The organism is Pseudomonas sp. MM213 (assembly GCF_020423045.1).
Taxonomy (GTDB): Bacteria; Pseudomonadota; Gammaproteobacteria; order Pseudomonadales; family Pseudomonadaceae; genus Aquipseudomonas; species Aquipseudomonas migulae.
On the sequence record NZ_CP081943.1, the window covers coordinates 155071 to 177223 of the forward strand.

30 protein-coding genes are annotated in these 22153 nt (G+C 58.1%); 22 read left to right on the forward strand and 8 right to left on the reverse strand.

Annotated features, from left to right (window positions below; translation table 11 throughout):
- The first annotated feature begins 101 nt into the window (after positions 1–101).
- Entirely contained in the window at positions 102–794 is a 693-nt protein-coding gene (locus K5R88_RS00805; protein ID WP_226298948.1) for a hypothetical protein, read from the forward strand.
- A 52-nt stretch (positions 795–846) separates the two neighbouring features.
- Here K5R88_RS00805 and K5R88_RS00810 read toward each other — a convergent pair whose 3' ends face one another.
- The 4 genes from K5R88_RS00810 to K5R88_RS00825 all read right to left on the reverse strand — a co-directional run bounded on the left by K5R88_RS00810 (position 847) and on the right by K5R88_RS00825 (position 2352).
- The gene (locus tag K5R88_RS00810; RefSeq protein ID WP_226298949.1) at positions 847–1161 is read right to left on the reverse strand and encodes a hypothetical protein; all 315 of its coding nucleotides are present in this window, start codon (positions 1159–1161) and stop codon (positions 847–849) included.
- Between the two features lie 81 nt (positions 1162–1242).
- Positions 1243–1605: a hypothetical protein gene (locus K5R88_RS00815; RefSeq protein WP_226298950.1), complete on the reverse strand. Its 363-nt coding sequence runs from the start codon at positions 1603–1605 to the stop codon at positions 1243–1245.
- Positions 1606–1780: 175 nt separating this feature from the next.
- On the reverse strand, positions 1781–1924 hold the full coding sequence (locus tag K5R88_RS00820) for a hypothetical protein (protein ID WP_226298951.1): 144 nt from the start codon (positions 1922–1924) through the stop codon (positions 1781–1783).
- A 194-nt stretch (positions 1925–2118) separates the two neighbouring features.
- A complete protein-coding gene (locus K5R88_RS00825; protein WP_226298952.1) occupies positions 2119–2352 on the reverse strand; it encodes a hypothetical protein in 234 nt (77 codons plus the stop codon).
- Between the two features lie 414 nt (positions 2353–2766).
- On the opposite strand from K5R88_RS00825, the gene K5R88_RS00830 reads away from it, so the two are divergent.
- Entirely contained in the window at positions 2767–3078 is a 312-nt protein-coding gene (locus K5R88_RS00830) for a DUF1654 domain-containing protein (RefSeq protein ID WP_226298953.1), read from the forward strand.
- 42 nt (positions 3079–3120) lie between these two features.
- On the opposite strand, the gene K5R88_RS00835 is transcribed toward K5R88_RS00830, so the two are convergent.
- Genes K5R88_RS00835 through K5R88_RS00845 form a run of 3 tightly spaced genes read right to left on the reverse strand, consistent with a single transcriptional unit; the run spans position 3121 to position 5611 of the window.
- The gene (locus tag K5R88_RS00835; RefSeq protein WP_226298954.1) at positions 3121–3957 is read right to left on the reverse strand and encodes a DUF3037 domain-containing protein; all 837 of its coding nucleotides are present in this window, start codon (positions 3955–3957) and stop codon (positions 3121–3123) included.
- Positions 3954–4697 carry a HipA family kinase gene (locus tag K5R88_RS00840; RefSeq protein WP_226298955.1) on the reverse strand — a complete coding sequence of 248 codons (744 nt, stop codon included), beginning with the start codon at positions 4695–4697 and terminating at the stop codon, positions 3954–3956. Before K5R88_RS00840 ends, K5R88_RS00835 begins: the two co-directional genes overlap by 4 nt.
- A 32-nt stretch (positions 4698–4729) precedes the next feature.
- A complete protein-coding gene (locus K5R88_RS00845) occupies positions 4730–5611 on the reverse strand; it encodes a LexA family transcriptional regulator (protein WP_226298956.1) in 882 nt (293 codons plus the stop codon).
- A 105-nt stretch (positions 5612–5716) separates the two neighbouring features.
- Between K5R88_RS00845 and K5R88_RS00850 the strand changes: the two genes are divergently transcribed.
- From K5R88_RS00850 to K5R88_RS00890, 9 genes are all read left to right on the forward strand, one after another.
- Complete coding sequence (locus tag K5R88_RS00850; protein WP_226298957.1) at positions 5717–5911, forward strand: Cro/CI family transcriptional regulator; 195 nt, start codon at positions 5717–5719, stop codon at positions 5909–5911.
- 84 nt (positions 5912–5995) lie between these two features.
- Entirely contained in the window at positions 5996–6418 is a 423-nt protein-coding gene (locus K5R88_RS00855) for a phage regulatory CII family protein (RefSeq protein ID WP_226298958.1), read from the forward strand.
- A 183-nt stretch (positions 6419–6601) separates the two neighbouring features.
- Positions 6602–7309, forward strand: a complete 708-nt coding sequence (locus K5R88_RS00860) for a helix-turn-helix domain-containing protein (RefSeq protein ID WP_226298959.1) — start codon at positions 6602–6604, stop codon at positions 7307–7309.
- Positions 7302–8681: a replicative DNA helicase gene (dnaB, locus tag K5R88_RS00865; RefSeq protein WP_226298960.1), complete on the forward strand. Its 1380-nt coding sequence runs from the start codon at positions 7302–7304 to the stop codon at positions 8679–8681. The genes K5R88_RS00860 and dnaB overlap by 8 nt, the downstream gene beginning before the upstream one ends.
- Entirely contained in the window at positions 8681–8890 is a 210-nt protein-coding gene (locus K5R88_RS00870; protein ID WP_226298961.1) for a hypothetical protein, read from the forward strand. The genes dnaB and K5R88_RS00870 overlap by 1 nt, the downstream gene beginning before the upstream one ends.
- Positions 8887–10182: a tyrosine-type recombinase/integrase gene (locus K5R88_RS00875; RefSeq protein ID WP_226298962.1), complete on the forward strand. Its 1296-nt coding sequence runs from the start codon at positions 8887–8889 to the stop codon at positions 10180–10182. Before K5R88_RS00870 ends, K5R88_RS00875 begins: the two co-directional genes overlap by 4 nt.
- Positions 10183–10490: 308 nt before the next feature.
- A complete protein-coding gene (locus tag K5R88_RS00880) occupies positions 10491–11054 on the forward strand; it encodes a hypothetical protein (protein ID WP_226298963.1) in 564 nt (187 codons plus the stop codon).
- Positions 11055–11243: 189 nt separating this feature from the next.
- Positions 11244–11741, forward strand: coding sequence for a gas vesicle accessory protein GvpU (gvpU, locus tag K5R88_RS00885; protein WP_226298964.1), 498 nt, complete (start codon positions 11244–11246; stop codon positions 11739–11741).
- A 168-nt stretch (positions 11742–11909) separates the two neighbouring features.
- Positions 11910–12311: a hypothetical protein gene (locus K5R88_RS00890; protein WP_226298965.1), complete on the forward strand. Its 402-nt coding sequence runs from the start codon at positions 11910–11912 to the stop codon at positions 12309–12311.
- A gap of 229 nt (positions 12312–12540) precedes the next feature.
- Here K5R88_RS00890 and K5R88_RS00895 read toward each other — a convergent pair whose 3' ends face one another.
- Positions 12541–12732 (reverse strand): hypothetical protein, encoded by a 192-nt coding sequence (locus tag K5R88_RS00895; RefSeq protein ID WP_226298966.1) that lies wholly within the window; start codon positions 12730–12732, stop codon positions 12541–12543.
- 480 nt (positions 12733–13212) lie between these two features.
- Between K5R88_RS00895 and K5R88_RS00900 the strand changes: the two genes are divergently transcribed.
- From K5R88_RS00900 to K5R88_RS00950, 11 genes are all read left to right on the forward strand, one after another.
- Complete coding sequence (locus tag K5R88_RS00900) at positions 13213–13782, forward strand: terminase small subunit (protein WP_226298967.1); 570 nt, start codon at positions 13213–13215, stop codon at positions 13780–13782.
- Between the two features lie 4 nt (positions 13783–13786).
- Positions 13787–15781, forward strand: a complete 1995-nt coding sequence (locus K5R88_RS00905; RefSeq protein ID WP_226298968.1) for a phage terminase large subunit family protein — start codon at positions 13787–13789, stop codon at positions 15779–15781.
- A gap of 1 nt (position 15782) precedes the next feature.
- Positions 15783–15989 carry a phage head-tail joining protein gene (locus tag K5R88_RS00910; protein ID WP_226298969.1) on the forward strand — a complete coding sequence of 69 codons (207 nt, stop codon included), beginning with the start codon at positions 15783–15785 and terminating at the stop codon, positions 15987–15989.
- Complete coding sequence (locus tag K5R88_RS00915) at positions 15989–17470, forward strand: phage portal protein (protein WP_226298970.1); 1482 nt, start codon at positions 15989–15991, stop codon at positions 17468–17470. The genes K5R88_RS00910 and K5R88_RS00915 overlap by 1 nt, the downstream gene beginning before the upstream one ends.
- A complete protein-coding gene (locus tag K5R88_RS00920; RefSeq protein ID WP_226298971.1) occupies positions 17467–18615 on the forward strand; it encodes a head maturation protease, ClpP-related in 1149 nt (382 codons plus the stop codon). Before K5R88_RS00915 ends, K5R88_RS00920 begins: the two co-directional genes overlap by 4 nt.
- 2 nt (positions 18616–18617) lie before the next feature.
- A complete protein-coding gene (locus K5R88_RS00925) occupies positions 18618–18962 on the forward strand; it encodes a head decoration protein (protein WP_226298972.1) in 345 nt (114 codons plus the stop codon).
- A 62-nt stretch (positions 18963–19024) separates the two neighbouring features.
- Positions 19025–20020, forward strand: a complete 996-nt coding sequence (locus K5R88_RS00930) for a major capsid protein (RefSeq protein ID WP_226298973.1) — start codon at positions 19025–19027, stop codon at positions 20018–20020.
- Between the two features lie 2 nt (positions 20021–20022).
- Complete coding sequence (locus K5R88_RS00935; RefSeq protein WP_226298974.1) at positions 20023–20343, forward strand: head-tail joining protein; 321 nt, start codon at positions 20023–20025, stop codon at positions 20341–20343.
- On the forward strand, positions 20340–21005 hold the full coding sequence (locus K5R88_RS00940) for a hypothetical protein (RefSeq protein ID WP_226298975.1): 666 nt from the start codon (positions 20340–20342) through the stop codon (positions 21003–21005). The genes K5R88_RS00935 and K5R88_RS00940 overlap by 4 nt, the downstream gene beginning before the upstream one ends.
- The gene (locus tag K5R88_RS00945; protein ID WP_226298976.1) at positions 20998–21510 is read left to right on the forward strand and encodes a hypothetical protein; all 513 of its coding nucleotides are present in this window, start codon (positions 20998–21000) and stop codon (positions 21508–21510) included. The genes K5R88_RS00940 and K5R88_RS00945 overlap by 8 nt, the downstream gene beginning before the upstream one ends.
- Positions 21507–22112, forward strand: a complete 606-nt coding sequence (locus K5R88_RS00950; protein WP_226298977.1) for a phage baseplate assembly protein V — start codon at positions 21507–21509, stop codon at positions 22110–22112. Before K5R88_RS00945 ends, K5R88_RS00950 begins: the two co-directional genes overlap by 4 nt.
- Positions 22113–22153 lie beyond the last annotated feature (41 nt).

The following is a 22153-nucleotide window of genomic DNA, read 5'->3' on the forward strand; positions in this document are numbered from 1 at the left end:
AAGGCGGACGCCTGCCTCGCCGGCTGGCGTGATTCGTAGAAGTGGGGTATTTGTGTCAATGTCGCAGCAAAGTGCTGCAGGATGAAAGTAAGGAGACTGGTTTGAGCAAGGATATTATTGTTTGGATTGGATGCATATTGCTTGTTTTTGTTGGGATACTCATAGGTCAAGCCCCTTTGAGTAGTAATTTTTTTAAAGCGTCAAATATTCATGATTTTTTTGATATTGTCGGTGCGATCGCTACATGTGCTGCAGTTATCGTCGCCGCGTCAGGCCTTAATGCTTGGAAAAATCAAGTAAGGAGTACCGCGGATCATGAGCTTGCAAGAAGGATGGCGATCTCACTAGAAAAGTACAAAACAGAAGTTAATAATGTTTGGGCCGACGCCAGGATAGCCGCAAGTCTTGTATTGGATGATGAGCGGGTTGAGGGTAAGTTGGCTGCAATGATAGTCGAGAGATTCTCGGGCAGTTTGAATAAATTAAATAGTTCGCGCGGTGAGCTCAAGGCGGTTGCCCTAGAGTGTAAGGCGATGTGGGATGGGTTGTTAGAAAAGGATCTTAATGCATTATTCATCTTTTCATCGATTTGCGAAGGGTGTGTAAGTTCCTGTGTTAGGGTCGTATCACCGACTAGTAACGCGCTTTCAGTTGCATCAGCGAAGGGTACTTTTGATATGAATTGGAAGAAAATTGATTTTGGCCCTGATGCGAACTCCGACCAAGCAACTCTCAGGGTCGAAAATATGTTTTCTCCCTTATCTTCGCTTTTAAGCGTAAAGCTTCTTAGGTAGCTCATTCTGTTTCAAGCATCGCGATCCGTGGTCGGATGCAACGCTGTGATGGTTATTCGTCGTGACAGATGCGAAGAGCTTCTCGGTCGTACGCCAGCTTCAATTTCCGCGACACGTTTTCAGGTATGACGTATTCGTGTCGCGGCGGCGGCTCAAGTAGTGGAAGGGCGCCGCCGGGGCCCAGGCTGTGCGGGTGGTGAATCATCAGCGTGATGGCCTCGCCCTGTTCCTCGATGCCGCTCCAAGCCATCAGTTCAGCAAGGGCTTGGCGCGTGCCGGGCAGGCAGTGCAGCCTGATGTCCTCTTCGCCGCGCTCCTTCCTCTTCGCCGCGGCTTTCGCTGAGCGATCTGCATTGCTCTTGGCCATGGCCTGCCTCTTCAATTCCGTGGGCCGGTAGATCCAGCCATGTCTGTCGTCGGCGCTGGCGCACCTGGTTGCTGATTCGCCTCAATGCCCAGCACCGAAGTAAGCGAACACGACCAGTAAAGCGGCGGCACCGATGCTCCAGCGGAGCATGGTTCGCCCGAAATGCCTGGCCGACACTCGACCCTCTTCGAAGAGGTCCGCGTTCTTCTCGAGTTGTTTTGCGTAATCGCAAGCCACGCCGTGACCGTCGCGTTCGCCCCGGGAAAGCCCGGTACCGCGCTCGATAACGTCGAACTTGTTCTTGCCCAGCGGCACGACATTGAAGCGTGGTGCGCGCACTGGCTCTTCGCGGCCGATCATCTGGAACATCTCCGAAGTGGACATCGAGACGCGTTCCCGCAACACCTGCAGGACCGCTTGTTTTTGGCGAATGGTCTGATTCATGACGATTCCTTAGGGTGGGTTGCGGTTATTCGTCAGTACTCGGCCTTCCTGCTGGTTGCCATTGGGCGCAGGGGAGAGTGCTGACGGATAAAGGCGGGGCAAAAGAAAGGCCCGTGGACGTTCGGGCCTTTCACAGATGCAGTGATCTCAGATGCGAGGTTTTTGGCGGGATCGATCAGCGCCAGAACGCTGCGACCCCGGTGATCGTTCGCCAGTGCTTGGCATGGGAACGCAATGGATCGCCTGACACGCTCGCAAGCCCTGAAGGTTCTGGCCTTTCAAAACTCAGCGTGGCACCGATCAGGATGATTTGGAGCATGTGATTCTCCGGTTGGGTATCGATGCAGGGGGCCGGGGATGAACCGGGGTTTTCGTCCGCATCGGTGAGCTCTGGAGCGATGGCAAAGAGACCATCCAACAATCGTTGTGCTTCAGAGCATCACCGATGCGGCCTGGTGCTGGGGAGTACCAGGTGCTCGGGCAGTTATCGTCAGGCTGACGTGGCGCTGGTTGTCACTCGGCGGGCAGCAGGTCACCGTTGTCGTCAAAGTCTTCACGCAACGTTTCCAGCGTTTCGTCGCTGGAAGCGGTGATGACTTCACGGAAGGTCTTGAACGGCTCGCCTGTGGCCCGGTTGATTGTCGGTGCGCCCATTGCATGCTTGGTCGCGGTCTTCACCCAGTTAGGCATCGCAATGAATGACCGGTCGAGCTGGTCAATCAGGGCTTCGCGCTGTGCTTGTTCCATGTCGTTGTCCTCGGTTGTCATCCGCTGCACCCTGTCGCCAAGGTGCAGAAGTGATGCTGTCCGTTTCTCTCGCTGCACATCCGCCGGAGTCCTCTCTCTGCCCGCTGCCGCTACTGGCGTCGCATCGGGTGGCTGTGCAGCTTCGCGTGCTCTCATGGGGGAGCCCGGCCAGTTCCAGAGCTGGCATGGAGATCGAAATTTGTGTTTCGCGCTGTACCCGTTGCCGGGGATCGATCCGCGAAGGTTCCTGACTGTTAAAGAGCGATGGTGCTTCGCAGTGGCTGTGTGTCGCTGCGATGGGCGTAGTTAACCATCGGTATATTTACACGTCAATACCGATGGTTAATTTATTTTCTTGCGACGTAGAGTATCCTCGCCGCAAACTGGATATCCATACAGTCATTGGAGGGTTGAATGGCCAAGGCGAACAAGCAGGCAAAACCGGTACAACGACAAGAAATGAGCGGGATAGAGCGGCTTGGCCTGCGCGTATCGTCGATGATCAATCACCCAGTAGCGCAGATTCAGCGCTGGGTTACGATCCATCGCCTGGACACGGACGGCGAGCGGGAATGGGAGGAGGTGATCGGGCTGTTAAACGAGACGGACGGCATAGACATGACGTTCAACGACGATGAGTCGGTGACGCTGAGGTGGGAGGCGAGTGCGGTGGAGGATCGGCCGGAAGAGGTGATCGAGCCAATCGAGGAGCCAGCGCCCTTTTGATCGCCCATACAAAAGCCCGGCGCTTGGCCGGGCTTCCGCTAATCAATGAAGCGTGTTTGGGATCCCTTTCTTTATCTGCTCAAGAATACTGTCTCTACCTTCTTCTGAGCTGGTAACGCGTACGCCCGGAAAGGTTTTCAGCTCTTCCGAAATTTCCTTGTAGGCCTTGAGTAATTTCGTCCTGCCTTCCTCGGGTGGTCCAGCAATAAACAGAGTGTCTCTTGCTAACTGGCCGGCGGAATTGAGGCGTCTCACTTTAGAAATCCATGCGTCGCCATGTTCGATGATCTTGCCTGGCTCATCATGCCCCAAATGAATGGGCTTCAGTGCCTGCACAGGTTCAGTACCACTCATGAGCACAAACGGAAATTTTACCGGGTAGTCAACGCTTCCTAATTTCTGCTCGCTATATCGCTGCTTGAGATTGGAGGCAGCCAAGAGCTTCCCTAACTGTCGCTCCAAAACCGTTTCCTGATACTCCTTCGTGGCGAAGCTGTGGTTCACGTAATGGTCAAAGAGATCGCTCAATGCTTGGTTAGCATTTTCAGTAGCCATAGTGCCCGGGTCGCTAAACCTCATCATCGTTTCGCGAGGATGAATCAGATGCTTGAAGGTGGAAAGTAACCCTGCGATATCTTCACGATTTGCAGTGAAGAACCCGCTTAGACGAGCCAGCTCGATGTCGATCTCCCTACGAGCCCTCATGAAAATCTTGGCATCAAGGCTTGGGAAAAAGTTAGTAACACGCTGTCTTTTCTTCTCAATTTTGAAGCGAAAGTCGCCATTATTAGCGATCAACACGATGCCAATATTCACGAACTCGCCCGTTTCTGGATAGGGCAAGAATCTTAAAATTGAGTAATTGCAAATGTACTTCATAGCGCTCCCCAGAACCGCTCTTCCTTGAACACCTCTAGCATCTCTAGCCTTTCAGCTAGCGTCGGCTCTGTTTCGTCGATGTGGTCGCGATCCCGATACAGCCAGTCATCTGGTAAAAGGGCCGTGATCGTACCCCAGTTCCGCATAGCTTCGCTAAGCATTTGCTGGCAGTCCTGACGAACGACAAGGTCTCTATAAAATGACCTACATTCACGGAAAACGTGCCCGCTCATAAATGCATCGCTATCAAACGTTCTGTCAAACGCGAGATTATGATCAATGACATTTAACTCGCCCTGAGCATCCAAAATTAGGTTCACGTTTCCGCCGCGCTCCCCCAGGCAGCGATCCTCATTCCGTATCCACCAATCAAAGAGAAGAATCCTTCTCTTAAGATCCATAGGAGTGCGGTTGATATTGCTGAGAGTGAAATCAGATGCGTTTTCAACGGCGAGGGAAGCGAAAGCCAAGCCTCCGCCAAGATCGTCGACGTTCGGAATCGCACTGAACGCGATCAATTCGTCAGGGACATGCATCGAGCGCCAAGGAGGGATAGGTAGATTAAGAATCTTCCCCAGCTCGGCGCCAATCGCTTCAGAAACCAGGGCAAATCCGCCCGCTTTATCGAGCCCTTTCACGAAATAGGTAAGCCCATCATCACCGCGGACGATAAACGGCTTGATGGAGTAACCCTGATGACTCTGCCTAACTATTTCAACGGCCGTAATGCTCTCAGGCATTAGATGTCTTCCATGTCTTCACGCGCCAAATGTCAAACCAGGTGAGCATTCCAGACCAGCAGCACCCGTGCCTGGATGAAGGTTTCATCGGCCCTGATGGTTTGCGGCGGATGCCGTGGGTTATCTGAGAGCATCGATATCTGCTCATCACCGATCCACTGGAGTCGTTTGATATACAGATGCCCCTCCCAGGAGAACATGTAGATCCCGTCGCCCGCGAACTCGCGAACGCTGACATCGACGAGGAGAGGGTCGCGGTGCTTAATCGTGGGCGCCATCGACTGACCCCACCCTGTCACCATCTTCAGGTGGAAGTGCTCTTTAAACTCCACGCCCATCTCGCGCAGGTGCTGGGGGCTGACGCGCACGTCCTGAAACATCTCGGGGTAGTCGTGCGGGATCTGCCCGCCGCCCATCGCCGCGCGGACATCGTAGTGGGCAATCCAAACTTCGTCGCCAACGGCGCCGGGGCGGTAGTAGTCCAGCTCAAGTACACCGCCACCTTCTTCAGCCTCTACGACGGCAATTAATCGTCGCCGAGCGTCCTCAGAAAGGCTTTTCCCACTGCGACTCAACATGTTTCGGAGAGCATCCGCAGCTGTCCCTTCCAAGGCTTCGCCAACTGCGTGCGCCTTGTTGACCGGGGCTCCAGTCATATTTCGAATTTCTTCGGCCAGGCGCGGACTGAATGCCTCGACCGGTTCTTGAATTAAGCGTGCCAGTACCGCTGCGAATTGAGCGTTAAGCGGATTTATTCCCTTGAAATACAGGTTCACCGCAGCAGGCGTCATGCCCGCCGCGTCCGCGATCTTCTTTTGGCTGAGCTTTAGCTCGTTCTTCTTTGAGAGGAACAAGGCATGCGCGGCCTCGCACTCAGCCATCCGGTCTGGCGGCAAGATTCGTTTCTTCGTCATCGCGCGAATGTATACCAATGGTTAAAAATAAGAAGAAACCATCGGTATTGATTAAAAATTAACAGATGGTTAATATCGGCCTCATCTACAACCCGAGGCTTGATCATGAATGAGACCCCCCTCGACAAGTTTGTTGCTGAAAAAGGGCAGTCCGAGGCGGCGAGGCTTCTTCGTGTGACCGCTCCGGCAATTCACAAAGCTTTGTCTGCCAAACGCGACATTCGTGTGCTGGAGCTACCTGATGGCACCTTCCAGGCAAAGGAACTTCGCCCATTTCCATCCCAAAAATCGGCTGCATAACCATCTCCTTGTCGCTGATCCGTTGAGCAAATGATTGCTGAACGCCGTCACCGAAACCACGGAAACAAAATTGAGGTTTTACGAATGGAAGATTTCTTGAGGGCTTGCCACACCACCGTCAAGGAAAGCGGGGCAGAGGAACTGGCGGGGAAAATGTGCATGGCACACGTGAGCCTGCTTCAGCGCTCGAATCCAGACAACGCCGCGCATCACCTGACCATTGAACATTTATACGGCGTGCTGCTTCACACCCAAGACATGCGCCCGTTGATGGCGCTCGCCGACCAATTCGGTTTCGACCTGGTGGCTCGCGAGAAGCCGGTCGCTAAGCCGCTGATGGTCGCGCTAGGTCATCTCTCCGCCGAGTGCGGCGACGTTGGCCGCTTGATCTTCGACGCCACTGCGGACAACCACATCAGTCAGCACGAAAAAGCCCAGGGCGAGAAAGCAATTCTTGAAGCTATCGACGCTCTGCAGATCCTGCGCGAATCGCTCAAGGCCGCCTGAATTACAGGCATAAAAAAACCGCCTGGCAGGGCGGCTTCTTCAACAACTTGTAAAACACTGTGCGGCCATTATGAACACGATCGTTACTCCCGGCAAGACCCGCTATGTCGTGACACTTTTCGAGCAATCGCAAAAGGTGTCACGACTCAACGTCACAGTTGAATCTGAAACAGGGGATCAGCTGTGAGCACCATAATCATGAGCTTGTGCTGGCCGCTTCAGGGCATGAGCGGGCCACAAAAGGCAGTGCTGATCTCGTTGGCGGACAACGCAAACGATGAGGGCGTTTGCTGGCCATCCGTTGCGCGTATTGCGGAACGCACCTGCCTGGCTGAAAGGACTGTCCAGACCGCTATCAAATGGCTGGGTCAGGTTGGGCTTTTGTCTGTCCGTGAACGGATGGGCCGCTCGACGATGTACACCTTAACCCCGGCAGCATATGCACCCCCGCAAGAGTCGCACCCCGCAGCAGATGCACCGTCACCCCCGCAGCTCACGACAGAAACCCCCGCAGCAGCCGCACCCAGAACCGTAATAGAACCATCAAGTGAACCGTCACCTCTTGTTGGCGATGAGCAACCGTCGAAGATTTCGAAGCCGAAGTGCCCAACCCAGGCAATCGTCGATTTGTTCAACTCGACGATTCCTGAGTTTCCTCGAGTCGTGATGTTGACCAAGGATCGGATCGCCAAGATCAACACCCGCTGGAATGAGAGCGACGTGCACCAGGATCTCGGCTTCTGGGCTGAGTATTTCGCCCAGGTGCGTTCGAGCAAGTTCCTGATGGGGGAGGTGGCCGCTGCTGGTGGCAGTCCTTTCCGTTGCAACTTCGACTGGCTGATCGCCCCGAGCAACTTCGTCAAGGTTGTGGAGGGCAATTACAATGCGTGACCCCTACAACATCGAGGCCGAGCACGGCCTGCTGGGCGCGATGATGCAGCGCCCTGAACTGATCGACTCCCTGAGCGATGACCTGTCCGCCGAATCGTTCCACTTCCCGGAAAACGCCGAGGTATACCGGGGGATCATGGCGGTCCGCTCGGCCGGCAAGTCCGTCGACTTCCTCACGGTGGGGGACCACGTTGGCGTCTTGCCGGATGGCTCTCCGGCTTTTGCCTACTGCGCCGAAATCGTCAACGGTACGCCCAGTGTCGCCAACGCCAAGACTTACGCCGTCATCGTGCGAGAGCGAGCCGTCGAGCGAGCTCTGTACGACCTCGGCGGCCAGGCCATGGAGATCGCGCACAGCGAGCAAGATCTTCAGACGAAAATCGCCGCCGTTCAAGCCGCTGCTATGGCCATCGATTGTGGTTCCGGTGATGACGACATCGTCAAAGTGGGTGATGTGCTGCTCGATCAGCTGGAGGTGTGGCAGGAGCGCCATGATCGACATGCCCGCGGCGAAACACTGATCGGTCTGTCGACCGGCCTGCGCGATCTGGACGAGAAGATAGGCGGCCTGCAACCGGACCACCTGTACATCGTGGCCGGGCGTCCCGCCATGGGCAAAACCACGCTGGCCATGGGCTTTGTCATCGATGCGGCCGTGCGCCAAAGCAAGTCCTCATTGGTCATCAGTCTGGAGATGAACAAGGGCCAATTGCTGGACCGGGCCGTGGCGTCCGAGGGGCGTATTCCGCTCACCATGGTGAAGAACGGCACGGCATGCCAGAGCCACGGCACAGAACTCGCGGCAGCGGCCGGAGTGCTGCGCCGCGCTCCGCTGTACATCGCCGACCGCGCCGGCTCGTCGATTGGGCGCATTCGCTCATTGGCTCGCCGCCACAAGCTGCGTTACGGCCTCGACCTGCTGATGATCGACTACCTGCAACTGCTGGAAGGCGAGGGCGGCAACCGCACCGAAGAGGTCAGCAGCATCAGTCGCGGTTGCAAGCTGCTCGCCAAGGAACTGGGTATTCCCGTCGTGCTGCTGAGCCAGCTCTCGCGCAAATGCGAAGAGCGCCCGAACAAGCGCCCAATCCCCTCAGATTTGAGGGAGTCGGGCGCCATCGAGCAGGACGCCGACGTGATCTTGTTCGTGTACCGCGACGAGGTCTATCACGAAAACACCGAAGCCAAGGGCATTGCCGAAATCATCATTGGCAAGGGCCGCGACATCGAGATGGGCACCATCCGCACGGCCTTCCTTGGCCAGTACAACCGTTTTGAAAACCTTGCTGCCGGGTGGAAGCCGGAGGCTGTCGAGCCACCGGCAAAGGTCACCAGCCTAGCCAACCGTTACCGTCAAAAGGAAACATTCTGATGGACTCCAAGCGACTTGCTGTTCCCGAGCCTTCCACCTACCGCTTCGCGGTTTTCTGCTGCTCTTTCAAAATGGATTTGAGCAGCACGCCAGACCATGCCTTGGCGCTGTTCGCCGACGAGGCCATGGCCAAGCGGTATGGAGCGTGGATGTGGCCTACAACGTTCGAGGTGGTTGACCGTCTCGCCCAGCCGGAGGCGACCGATTGAGCGCTCTGATCAAGACCCTGACCGTGAAGCTGTCCGACACCGAAATTCAGCGCAATGCCAAGCTTGAGCATGTGCGCGACCTGCGTGATGCCAGTCACCCGGCGTTGCACTTCCGTTATGCGAAGAACCGTGCGCGCGGGTCTTGGTACCTGTTGAACAAACGCCAGTGGCACCGCATCGGTGGCTTTCCTGATCTGTCCACCAAGCAAGTCGTCGCGGCCTTGCCGGCGGTGCGCCTGCGAGTGGCGGCCGATGGCGCTGCCAGTGTGTCGGGTTGGGTCACTGTCGGCGAACTGCTCGACTGGTTTGGCGATCGCATGGCCCGTTCCCGCGCGCTCTCGGCCAAGCGCCGCTCAGCCGGCAAGTCGGCCATCAGTTGCCAGCTCAAGCCGCGCCTGGATGATCTGCTGATTCGCGACGTGAATGCCCAGACCCTGGACAAGCTGCTGATGTGGCCGGCGCAGGAACAGTTGTCGCTGTCCTACGTCCAGCAGTTGTACCGCCTGCTCGCAGTGGCCTTCCGGCAGGCCCGCAAATTGGACCTGATCCCGGCCAACCCGATGGCCGAGCTCAAGTTCATCCACTTCACCACGGCGCGCATCCTGCCCAAGCCCGCCCGCCTGCGCGATGTCCAGCTGCCCGAGCTGGTGAGGCAGCTCACCGAGCGGTTCGAGAGTACGCCCGGTGACGCCATGCTGGCCCTGATGATGCTGTGCCACGGCACGCGGATCGGCGAAACCCGTCAGTCCCGCTGGGCTGACATTGCGCTGCCTGAGCGTGAGTGGTTTCTGCCGGCCGAGCACACCAAGAGTAAGACCGAGCTGCGGGTGCCGCTAACTGACCAGGTCTGCGCGTTGCTGCGCCGGTACCGTGATTGCCAGGCCGCCCAAGGGTACGAAGGCCCCTTCCTGTTCCCGTCCCGCCGAGGCAAAGCACTGAGCGATAACCAAGCCAGTGCGGTGTTCACTCGGCTGGGGCAGGGCGCCTGGACCAGTCACGACCTGCGCAAGGTGGCGCGCACCGCGTGGACGGACCTCGGGGTCGACGGCCACATCGGCGAGATGCTGTTGAACCACTCGCTGGGCAAGATCGCTTCGACCTACATCAATACCCAGGCCAAAGAGCAGCGTTGTCTGGCGTTGGTGAAGTGGCACAACTGGTTAGATGAGCGCGGCTTCAAGGCGATCCATCAGCAGACAGGCGCTAGATATGAAGAATCGCAAAACCTCGTAGACGCCTTGAATAGCGCGGCATGCGAGTCCATTCCGCAATTTGTTAAGGGCGAGGTTTAAAAATGATGAAAAAGCAGCATGGCCCCGCCTTAGTGCGCAATTTGATCCCGATGACCGAGTGCCCGTCATGTGCCGGGAAGGGGTTGATAAAGGGGCTGCTACACGAGCTCGATTGCATCGGCTGTCACTCGTCCGGGTTTGTCCATGCCCAAACCCTGGAGCCACTGCTGATCGAAGACCTGGTGGTCCAGCTCGGGCGGAGGGTTCGCCACTTGACCCTCTCGCCGGCCATTGGCAGTGAGACGTGCAGCTATCAGGAAAGTAATCGCCGCGGTCCGGGCGGCTCATCGTTCAAGGGGGATTGAGGCATGGGCATATATAAAGACGTGATGGGCACCCTGGTGCGCGTGCTGGCCGCCGACAACATTGACAACAGCACGAAGCAGTCCTGGCAGAAGCTGATCGATGCTGATCTGCGCCAGGGTGGCACCGGCAGCTCGCTCTCGGTTCGTGACAAGTTCGATTACGACTGCTGCCTCTATGCACTCTTGCATTGCCAGCTTGATTCGGCTCAGTGGGACGTACTGGTCGCGAAGTACTCGACGCACAAGGCTAACAAGGTCGCCGCCATCGGCCGCCTCGTGGCTCGCACGACTTCCCCAGCTCCGCAACTGTTCATCTATAAGGCGCTGACCGCCTGGGCTATTCCGAAGCTGAAAGGCATCCAAACCGGCAAGCGTTCCACTGACATGATCGTGTTGCCCGCTGAGTTCTACGACATGAACAGCTGGGACACGGAAGGAAAACCCGAGTCAACACGGCGACGTTGGAAAACCGGTATCGCCAAGCGTCTGGAGTCGCTGGAAGAGGCCGCAGTGATCCATGCAACCGAGATTTTCGACCGGGAAGAGATCTTTATTGACGCCGCTTGACGTAGTGGCGGAATGATCATAAATTAGCCCCATCATGTCGATCTTGCGCGTCATGAGAGACGACACATAAAGCCCAGTCAATAGCTGGGCTTTTTGCTTCCTATTCCAAGGCATCACAATCGGGTGGGGCTTTTTCTTTGTGGAAAACTATGCCTAAGATCGAGCTCGACTAATGGCACGGAGCCAGTTATGAGCGATGTTCTTTCAAGCGAAAATTCTGAAGAAGCAGAAGCCGCAGTCCCATCAGACTCTGATTTTTTCAACGATGCGACTTCTGTAAAGCAGCAGTGGGAAGGAAGGCAGACAGACTGGCTTTTACAGTGGTTATGTAAATTTGTGAACAGTAACTCGCTTGAGATAGGAGTTACTTTGACTCTCGGCGGGAGTTTCGTAACCGGCACCCTAATTTCTCATCAGAAATATTTTGAACAGTTGTCGAGCGACTTTTCAAATCCGTTTGCGGGCTCGGGCGAAGAAGCGCAAGAGCAGATTCGTTCTCTAATCCTTGGCTTCAATCCGCCGGTAATAGCCGGCGAGGAAAGTCCGCCTGTTCAATATGTTCACTTGAAGAATGCTCATATGTACATGGGGGCTAATGACCGTTTGCCTACAAACGGAGCGCTCTGGCGAGGTAAAATTTCGGCAGTTGATGGCTTCATCCTCGGTTCTTTGGGTAAAGCCAAGTAATCAATCTCACGCGCACCATCAACTCTTAGAAATAATGCAAATCAATGAGCCCGGCCACTGTGCCGGGCTTTTTCGTTTTCGGCTCCACCACACCCATTGCTCCGAGCTGGGAGTGCAGTTGGAGCCGAACCTATCAACGACACCACCAGGCCTCGGCCGGGAGTGCCCATGAGAGTCACCAATATGTCCGAACCCGGGCCACTCACCGCCGCTGGCGGTATCGCGCTGTACAAGTTGGGCGCCTTTGGCTTCATTGCCGTGCTCGCCGCAGTTGTCGTAATGGCGATGACACTCCCGAAAACGGTGCGTGAGTTCTGCGTCGCGATGATCAGCACCACGGTCTCCAGCATTTGCGGTGGTGCCTTCGTCGTGCGCTGGTTGGGTATTGGCGACTGGGCAAACGACGATGTGGGACTTATTGCTATCGGCGGTTTGATCTTTGTGTGTGGCTTGCCGGCATGGGTCTTTGTCCGTGCCTGGTTCAAGTGGGCTGAGGCAAGGCGAGACAAGGATTTGGGGCAGCTTATGCGGGACGTGGCTGATCTACGTAAAGATCTGAAGGGGCAATAAGTCGTCGAGGAAGTGCGCACACCAAACCCGGCCCTTGTGCCGGTTTTTGCATTTAAGGGAGTAACACTTATGAGCGGCATTAACAGCCAATGCGTTGATTTGAATTGCGATGATCTTCGAATGATAGAAAGCATGTTTTGCGCGGCATGGCCTGATTTGGTTCGTCAGACACCGGCGAGCGAGTTAAAGGCGGCGACAGAGATGACTGTCGCCGCGCTCGTTACCGGCGTTACTGCTTTGCGTCAATTGAGCGGTAGTACTCTGTGAGACCTTTGTGAATTGCGATCAGTGACTCAGCTACACCTTTACCGTTGTTTGCATGGGCAAAGGCAGTGGGGCTAGCTTCAACTAGGCGCAGCAGCACCTGCTGTGCAGCCAGCTCTGGTGATGTTTTCGGATCAATGATTACTTGTTCGGACACTGGAACCTCCTGGTTCGCTGATTGAGTTAAAAGCAAACCAGCGTATCAGTGTGGTCGAGAGCTTTGTAGAAGCACATTTTAGGTAATCAGCCATCAGAGTGGAGCGATGCTCCGCTAGAGATGTCATGTGATTCGAACCTTTATGGGATGCGCACGGATGTCATGCACCGAAAACCGCCGGGGACCCTGGGGCTTTTTGAAGGGTACGGGGTCGGAAACCCGCGGGAAAGCGTTAGCCACAGAGCTGGAAAGTTAGTTGACAGTGGTTGACAGGTTGACAAGAAATTCTGTGTTTTCAGCGACAGAATTCGCGTGATCCAAACAGTGTTTTGTAGTGAAGTCCCCCGGTTCTATTGGGCTGTAGGCCTTCTTTACGCCTGTTCAGATTCTCGAACAGCAGCCCCGGCGAAATGGTCAGAAGGCTTGTCAACTAAGCCGGGTTAGTTGACAGGCTTGATAAGCCACGACGATGGAGGCCGCATGGCTTTTGTATCTCGCAAGGAGTACTGCGAGCTGAAGGGGTGGTCCAGGCAGTACGTTGGCAAGCTGGTCAAGAATCAACGACTGGTTCTGAATGCTGCCGGGAAGATTGATGTGGATGCCAGCGAGCAGCTTCTGGCCATGACGAGCGACCCGAGCAAGGCCGCCGTGGCCGCTCGACATGAGCGCAATCGCCCGAAGCGAAGTGATCAGCCACCGCTGGAAATAGTCGTCGCAGACTTTATAGATGACTCCTCTGATCCGCCGCCCGACTTTCAAAGGTCACGCGCTCTTCGTGAGCACTACCTGTCGCTTCAGGAAAAAAACAACTTCCTTAAAGCCCAGGGCACCTTGGTAGAGCGCAAAGCGGTCGAAGATGCGGCCTATAACGCCGGTCGCTTACTGCGTGATCTTTTGCTTGGAATGGCTCCACAGCTATCGCCTGAACTGGCCTCGATGTCTGATCCATGGCAAATCGAAAAGCGTCTGACGTCGGCTTTGCGAAAAACGCTGGAAGATGCTGAGCGGCTGTCTACAGCAGATCTAGAACAAGCCATTACCCCGAGCTGAACCTATGTCCTTAGAAATGTCGAACGGTGCGACGGTGTACCGCGAAGCGTATTTCCGTGGGCAGCGACCAGAGCCAGATGTCTGGATCGATCAGTGGGCCGACGAGTACATGCGCATCCCGCGCGATACGGGTGCGGCCGAGCCTGGTCAATACCACACTTCGCGTACCCCATATGCGCGTGAGCCGATGCGCTGTCTGTCACCTGCCCACCCGTGCAAGCGCGTGGTGACCATGGTGGCTTCGCAGTTGATGAAAACGCAGATCGCCTTGAACTGGATCGGCGGCCTGATCCATATGGCCCCGTCCAACATCCTCACGTTGTTGCCCAGTCTTGGGTTGGCCAAGCGGGTATCGTCGCGGATTGGTAAAACCATCAAGGCCACGCCGGTTCTGCGTGAGCGCGTGGCGTCTAACCGCTCGCGAGATGCGCGCAACACCATGGACACGAAGGAGTTCGAGGGTGGTTCGCTGTACATCACCACGGCCGGTTCTGCGGCCAATCTGGCGGAGCTTTCCGCCCGCTACATCTATGGCGACGAGGTTGATCGCTGGAGTGTGGACGTGGGCGAAGAGGGCGACCCGGTCGAACTGGCCGAGACTCGCGGCAGTACTTTCGGCCGTAACGCCAAATTTTATTTTTCCAGTTCGCCGACGATCAGGGGGGCGTCACGAATCGCTGATCTGTTTGAGGTCAGCGATCAGCGTTACTACTACGTGCCGTGCCCAACCTGTGAACACATGCAGGTTCTGGAATGGGAGCGTTTGCATTACTCGGCGGATTATCAGGTTGTGCATTACCAATGTGCCGGCCCCGACTGCGACGTACTGATCGAAGAGCGCTATAAGGGCGAGATGCTGGCGAAAGGGGAGTGGCGAGCACACACCCAAGGCGATGGCGAAACCATTGGTTTTAACTTGAACGCGTTGTACTCGCCGCCCGGCTGGACCGGTTGGGCCTCGTTGGCCAAGCAATTCGAGAAGGCTAAAAAGGCTCAGGCCAAAGGCGATCTGGAGCCGATGCAGGTGTTTTATAACACCCGTCTGGCCAAGGTCTGGGATAGCGCTCAGGAGCAAACCTCAGCCGGTGTGCTGATGGATCGGGCGCGACTGGAAAGCTATGGGCTTGGCTCAATGCCCGACGGCGTATTGATGCTGACCGCTTCTGTTGACACCCAGGCCAACCGCCTGGAACTGATGGTGATGGGTTGGGGCGCCGGCATGGAACGCTGGGTGGTCGACTTTCAAGTGATCTCCGGCGACCCCGCAGATGAGCGCACCTGGGCGGCGCTGGATGAGTTACTCAAGGCCCGTTACCGACACCCTTGTGGTGCTGAACTGATGATCATGGCTACTGCGGTCGACTCCGGTGGTAACCATACGGATGAGGTCTATCAGTTCTGTCGTATGCGCCGCTGGCGCAGCGTGTTCGCCATCAAGGGGGCGAGCAAGCGGGGCCGGCCGGTGATCGCGCAGCGACCTTCGATGGTCGACGTGACATGGAAGGGCCTGACTGAACGGCATGGCGCCGAGCTTTGGATTGTTGGTACCGACACGGCGAAGGACTGGATCTACAACCGCTATGCATTCGACACCGGCCCGGGAGCGCTGCACTTTGCCAACGACCTGCCGGATGACTTTTTCGCCCAGTGCGTTGCTGAGCGCAAAGTCACCCGTTACGTCAGGGGGCATAAACGCATCGAATGGACCAAGGGCAAGTCCGAGCGCAACGAAGCGCTCGATCTGTTGGTGTACAACCTGGCCATGGCGCATTACCTCGGCATCAATCGCTACCAAGATCACGATTGGGCGCGGATTCGGCAGGCGATCATCCAGTCGGCTTCGGGCGATAGTGGCCAACCCGTTCAAAGCGAACGGCTCAGTCGGCCAGTCGTAACACCGGCAGCACCACAGGCGCCGCAACCAGCCGTGAAATCACGTCCGACAACGGCCCCCCCACAACGCCGCAGTTCCACCAGTGGCTACCTGAAGAGACGCTGATATGTCATTTACGAAAAAGCACCTCGACGCGGTTGAGGCGGCCATTGCTCGCGGTGAAAAAACTGTGCGCTACACCGACCGTACCGTGGAATACCGCACGGTCGATGAGCTGCTCAAGGCGCGCGAAGAGATCCGCACCTCTCTGATCAGCGCCGCCGGGCCGCGCTCGCGGGTGGTCCGGTTGTACCACGGAGGCAAAGGACTCTAATGGCTCGTCACTATCCGACGCTCACCCGCAACGGATTCGTGTTGCCGTCGAACATCAAGGCCAGTTACGAAGGCGCCGGGGAGGGCCGACGCTCGACTGGCTGGGATGCTCCCGACAACGGGATCAACAGCATCAACACCCCGGCGTTGCGCAATCTGCGCTCCCGTTCCCGGGCTGCGGTTCGCAACGACCCGTATGCCTACAACGTCATCGACAAACGCGTCAGCAATTTGATCGGCACCGGCATCACGCCAAGACCGAAAACCGACGACGAGGCCCTGCGCAAACTGCTGCAGGAACTCTGGGACGATTGGGTCGATGAATCGGACGCCGATGAGCGCGCCGACTTCAACGGCCAGCAGGCGTTGGTGGCCCGCACGGTGGAAACCTCGGGTGAGTGTTTTGTGCGGCTGCGACCTCGCGGTCTGGACGAAGGCCTTGCGGTGCCATTACAGCTCCAGATCCTGGCGCCGGAGTTCGTGCCGCATGACAAGTTTGAAACCACCAAAACCGGCAACCTCATCCGCGCCGGGATTGAGTTCACCCCAGGCGGCAAGCGGGTGGCGTACTGGATGTACCTGTCGCATCCGCGTGATGCGTCGTCGCTGAACGCCGGTTACAACCAACTGGTGAGGGTGCCGGCCGCGCAGGTGCTGCACATCTTTGAGCCAGTCGAGCCGGGTCAGTTGCGTGGCGTGCCGCGCTTGTCGCCGGTGCTCAAGCGCCTGCGCAGTCTCGACAATTACGACGATGCGGTGCTGTTCCGCCAAGAGGTGGCCAACCTGTTCGCCGGTTTCATCAGCCGGCCGGCACCTGACTCCGGCCCTGTGCCGAGAGATCCGGTTACTGGCCAGCCGCTGAGCCTTGATCGCGACGGCTTCACCCCGATGGTCGCGCTGGAACCCGGCACCATGCAGGAGCTGGGGCCGGGTGAAGAGGTCGAGTTCTCCAAGCCGCCGGACGCGGGCAACAACTATCCCGACTTCATGCGGCAGCAGCTGATGGCAGCGGCAGCGGGAACCGGGACGCCCTACGAAATCCTCACCGGCGACATGCGCGAGGTCAACGACCGGGCGCTGCGGGTCGTGCTCAATGAGTTCCGGCGTCGGCTGGAGCAGCTGCAATTCAGCGTTTATGTGCACCAGCTGTGCCGTCCGGTACGCGCTGCCTGGATGGACATGGCGGTGTTGTCGGGTGTCCTGGTGCTCGATGATTACGCCCAGCGGCGACGCCATTACCTACGCACCCGTTGGGTGCCACAAGGCTGGGCCTACATCCAGCCGGTGCAGGACGTACAAGCGCGGCGGATGGAAGTGCAGGCGGGCTTCGCGTCGCGTAGTGAGATGGTCTTGCGCACCGGCTACGACGCCGAAACGGTCGATGCAGAAAACGCCGCTGACCTGGCCCGGGCCACCGCCCTTGGCCTCAATTACACCACTCTCGATGCATTCGTCCCTCTCGACGACAAGGAGCAACCATGAGCAAGAAAGCGCGACCGCGCGTTTATAACCGGGCAGGGCAGCGCGTAAAGGTGCAGGACGACACCTGGTACACCGTGCACGCCAGCGGTGAAGCCGCCGAGCGAGTGATCGAAGTCTTCGTCTACGGCGAGATCGGCGGCTGGGGCATCACCGCCAATCAGTTCGTGCAGGACCTGCGCGCGATGGATGACGGTGTCTCGCCAGTGATCGCCGCCTTCAACAGCATCGGCGGTGATCTGTTCGACGGTCTGGCCATGCATAACGCGCTGTCGCGTTTGGGCGAGCGCTGTACCGGGCGGGTCGATGCACTGGCCGCCAGCGCTGCCAGCGTGGCGGTGTGTGGTGCTCACCGCGTGGTGATCGCCTCCAACGCCATGTTGATGATCCACAACCCATGGACGTACGCGGCTGGGGATGCCGAAGACTTTCGCAAGGTGGCCGATGTGCTCGACCAGACCATGGAGGCGATCATCGCGGCCTACAAAGCGAAGGCGCCGGACATCGATGAGGTCGAGTTGCGGCGATTGGTGGCCGCTGAAACCTGGCTGACCGCCAATGAGGCGGTGGCGCTGGGCTTGGCCGATGAAGTGGGCGACGGCGTCAAGGTCAAGGCCTGCCTTGGCCAGGGGGCCGTGCTGCAGCGGTACCAGCACGCGCCGGCCGAGTTGCTGGCTCAGCTCGACGAGCCGCCCGAGACGGATCCTGACGAGGAGCTCGACAAGCTGCCACCGGTACCCACCGTGGTCGACTCAGCCAAGCTGGCCTTGATGATCACCCAGCGTTGCGCGGAAGCCGGTATCAACAACCTGGTCGAACCGCTGCTCAGTTCGACCAAGCTGGAAAGCGAAGCCATCGTCCAGGCCGGTCTGACCCGCGCCAAGGCGGTGAATGACCTCTGTGTCGCAGCTCGGCTGCCCGAGTTCAGCGTCGAATACGTGGCAGCTGGTTTGGACGTTGCGGCGGTGCGGGCGCGTCTGTTCGACAAGATCGTCAGCAGCGGCAAGGGCTTTGAAATCGACAGCAGCCTGCCGTTGGACGAAGACCTGGTGCCTAAGGTGCAGGCCAAACAACCCGACCCCAACTCGATCTGGGCCGCTCGACAAGCAGCCCAATCCGGAACTGCGCGCGGCGCGAAAGGAGCATGACCATGACCATCCAAAAAGAACCGATCCACGCCGGTGAGTTCCTGCTCTCGGAAGGCGCAGGAAACATTTCACGCGAATCCATCAACGTCGCTGCCGGCCCTGCGTTGTACCCGGGCCAGATCCTCGGCCTGGTGACAGCTACCGGTCACTTTGCGCCGTACGCTCCGGCGGCTGAGGACGGCAGCGAGACGGCCGTCGCCATTCTCTTCGGTCCGCTGGGCGAGTCCGATGTGGTGCGCCGGGGCCGTGCGGTGGTGCGATTGGCGGAAGTCAGCGAAGCGCATCTGACCGGGCTCGACCTCGATGCCGAAAAGGCGCTGGCTTCCCACTTTCTGATCGTCCGATAGGTCGATCCGTCCCCTTTATGCACCCCGCCCTGAGCGGGGTTTTTCATTTCTGGAGAGTACCCATGGCCGATATCGCCATTTTTGACGACGAAGCGTTCACCGTTACCGCGCTCACTGCAGCCCTCAACGATCAACCCTATCTGCCGGGTCGCATCAGTGCCCTGGGTTTGTTCCGCGAGGAAGGTGTCACCACCCTGACTGTGCAGATCGAGAAAGACGGCGACACCCTGGCGTTGGTTCCGGCGGGTGAGCGGGGCGGTTCTGGCCTGGTCGTCGCAGCCAGCAAACGCAATCTGATTCCGTTCAACACCGTGCACCTGCCTGAGCGTTTCACCATCAAGGCCGACGAGATCCAAGGCATTCGCGCCTTCGGCACACGCACCGAGCTGCAGGCGGTGCAGGACGTGGTCAACACCCGGCTGGCCAAGGCGCGCCGTCAGTTGGACGCCACCCACGAGTTTCAGCGCATGGGCGCACTCAATGGCCTGATCCTCGATGCCGATGGCTCGACGGTGCTGTTGGATCTGTATGACCGCTTTGGTGTACAGCGTCAGAAGCTGTCCATGGGCTTGGCCGATCCGGCCACTGAGCTGCGGGTGAAATGCGGCGAAGCGCTGGATATGCAAGAGGACGCGCTGGGCAGCGTGACCAGCACCAGTTCCCGCGCCTTCTGCGGCAAAAACTTCTGGAACAAGCTGATCGTTCACAAGGCGGTCAAGGAGACCTACCTCAACAGCCAGCAAGCAGCGGCGTTGCGTGGTGATGCCCGGGAGAGCTTCGAGTTCGGCGGCATTATCTGGGAACGCTACCGTGGCAAAGTCGCCGGCGTGTCATTCGTTCACGATGACAAGGCGCTGCTCGTTCCTGAGGGTGTGCCGGATCTGTACATCTCGGTGTTTGCGCCGGCGGACTACATGGAAACGGTGAACACCCAGGGCATTCCGTACTACAGCATGATCGAGCCGCTGCCCTTCAACAAAGGCATGGCCGGCGAAGCCCAGTCCAACCCGTTGCACCTGTGCACGCGTCCCCGCGCGCAGATCCTCCTGGAGCTCTAACCATGGGCTTTCGCGATCTGATCGCCGAGGTCGACGCGGTGGTGTTCGAAACTCTGGGCGATACCGCGCGAATTGAAGGTCGTGATGAGCCGGTGCTCGGCATGTTCTCCGCACCTTGGCTGCAGCCAAAAATCGGCAAACTCAACACCGGTTTGCGTGAGCCTCGTTTCGAAATACGCGTCAGCGATTCCCATGGGCTGGAACAGGGGCTGCTGGTCACCGTTGATCTGCCGGAGCTGGATGGCGGCGGCGAGTATGACCTGCTGCAGCTGGAGCCGAGCGGGGACGGTCTGGTCGCCCTGATCTTGAGGATGCGCGCATGAGTGTCGGCAGCTACTTTAAATCGTCGGCCGGGGGCGGGATGCTCTCCATCCAGTCGTCGGCCGCCGATCTAAAAGCGTTCGAGGACTTTGCCAAGCTGGTGCCGAAAGCAGCCGCTGCGGCTCAGCGCCGGGCGATCAACAAAACGTTGGGGTGGCTGCGTACGCACATTGCACGCGCGGTCAGTCGGCAGGAGCGGATTGCCGTCGCGGCGGTGCGTCAGCGTCTGCGCAGCTACCCGGTTTCTGGCGGTGCCACCAGCGGCAAGTTGTGGTTTGGCCTCAATGCCATTGAATCCAGCCGTATCGGACGCGCGCGACAATCGCGCGGAGGCGTATCAGTGGCCGGGCGTCGCTACCAGGGCGCTTTTCTCAAACAGGTCTACGGCAACAAACCCGACATCTGGATTCGCACTGCCAGTAAGCACTTCAACGCGGACGACTATCCCGACAGTACGGTGTCAGGTGCTGGTGGTGCCAGTTCTGGATGGGTCGCGGAAAACGGCAATCGCTTTCCGCTAGCCAAGGCCAAGGTGTCGCTGGAGCAGGCGCGGCCGCACTTCGATGCGTGGATCAAACGTGCGCATGCGCGCTTGCTGGAAATCCTGCAGCAAGAATTCAACTTTGAACTGCAGAAGTATCTGAAGGGGACGGCCAATGTCTGATGAGCCTTTTAGCCTTGATCAGCTCTACCGGGCGATTGAGCAGCATCTGGCGAGCAACTTGCCAGGCATCAAAGCGGTCACCGCCTGGCCGAACATCAAGGACCGCATTGCGTTGCCGGTGGTGTTCTTGGAAATGGCTGAGATGGAGCCAGGCAAGGATATCGGCACGGGCGAGACTACGCTGATTTGCCGATTCGAGGCGCGGATTATTGTTGATCCGATCAAGCCGCAACATTGCCAGCAAGCCGCGCACCTGGCGGCGCAATTGGCCGTGTTGTTGCGAATGCAAACCTGGGGCGTTGCGGTCGAGCCTGCGGAGTTCGTCCAGGCCATGCAGGATTGGACCAAGCCGGAGCTGGATGGCTACACGGTTTGGCTGGTGGAATGGACCCACCAGCTGTACCTCGGAGTGGAGGAGTGGCCCTGGTCGGACGAACCATCGGATCCACCGCCGTTAGGCAATTATCCCGTCGAGGTCGTGCTGGCCCCGGAGGATCCGCCATGAGCTACGCCAGTGCCGAACATGACCGCATGATCGCAGCCATGCTGATGCCGTGCGTGGTGGTCGGTGTGGATCTGGCGGCACCGGCGGTACGGGTGTCGAATGGCGAATGGACCAGCGCCTGGGTGCGCTGGCACAGTCTCGCAGCCGGTAAGGCGCGGCACTGGCGAGCGCCCAGCCTGGGCGAGCAAGGGGTGTTATTCAACCCCAGCGGTCAGGCCGGCATGGGCACCTTCATTCCGGGGCTGTACGGCGACGCTGGCGGCCAGCCGGATAATCGCGATCATGTGGAGGTTTGGCGGTTTGACGATGGCGGCTCGCTGGTTTACGACTGGGTCGCCAAGAGCTACACCATCACCTTGCCGAGCGGTACGGTCACCATCAAGGTCGGCAGCACGGCGGTGGTCGTTACGGATAACGCCGTGACGGCCAAGGTCGGTGGCACCGAGGCGACGCTGGCGCCTGATTCCGCCACGCTCAAATCGACGGCCATCAAGCTGATCGGCGCGGTGCTGATCGACGGGCCGTTACACGTCACGCAAGCCATCACCGGCGCGGCCTCGATCATGGCGGCCGGAGCCAGCGACAACCACCACACACACTAATCATTAACCCTCTGAGGCCCGCCAAGTGCGGGCTTTTTCAT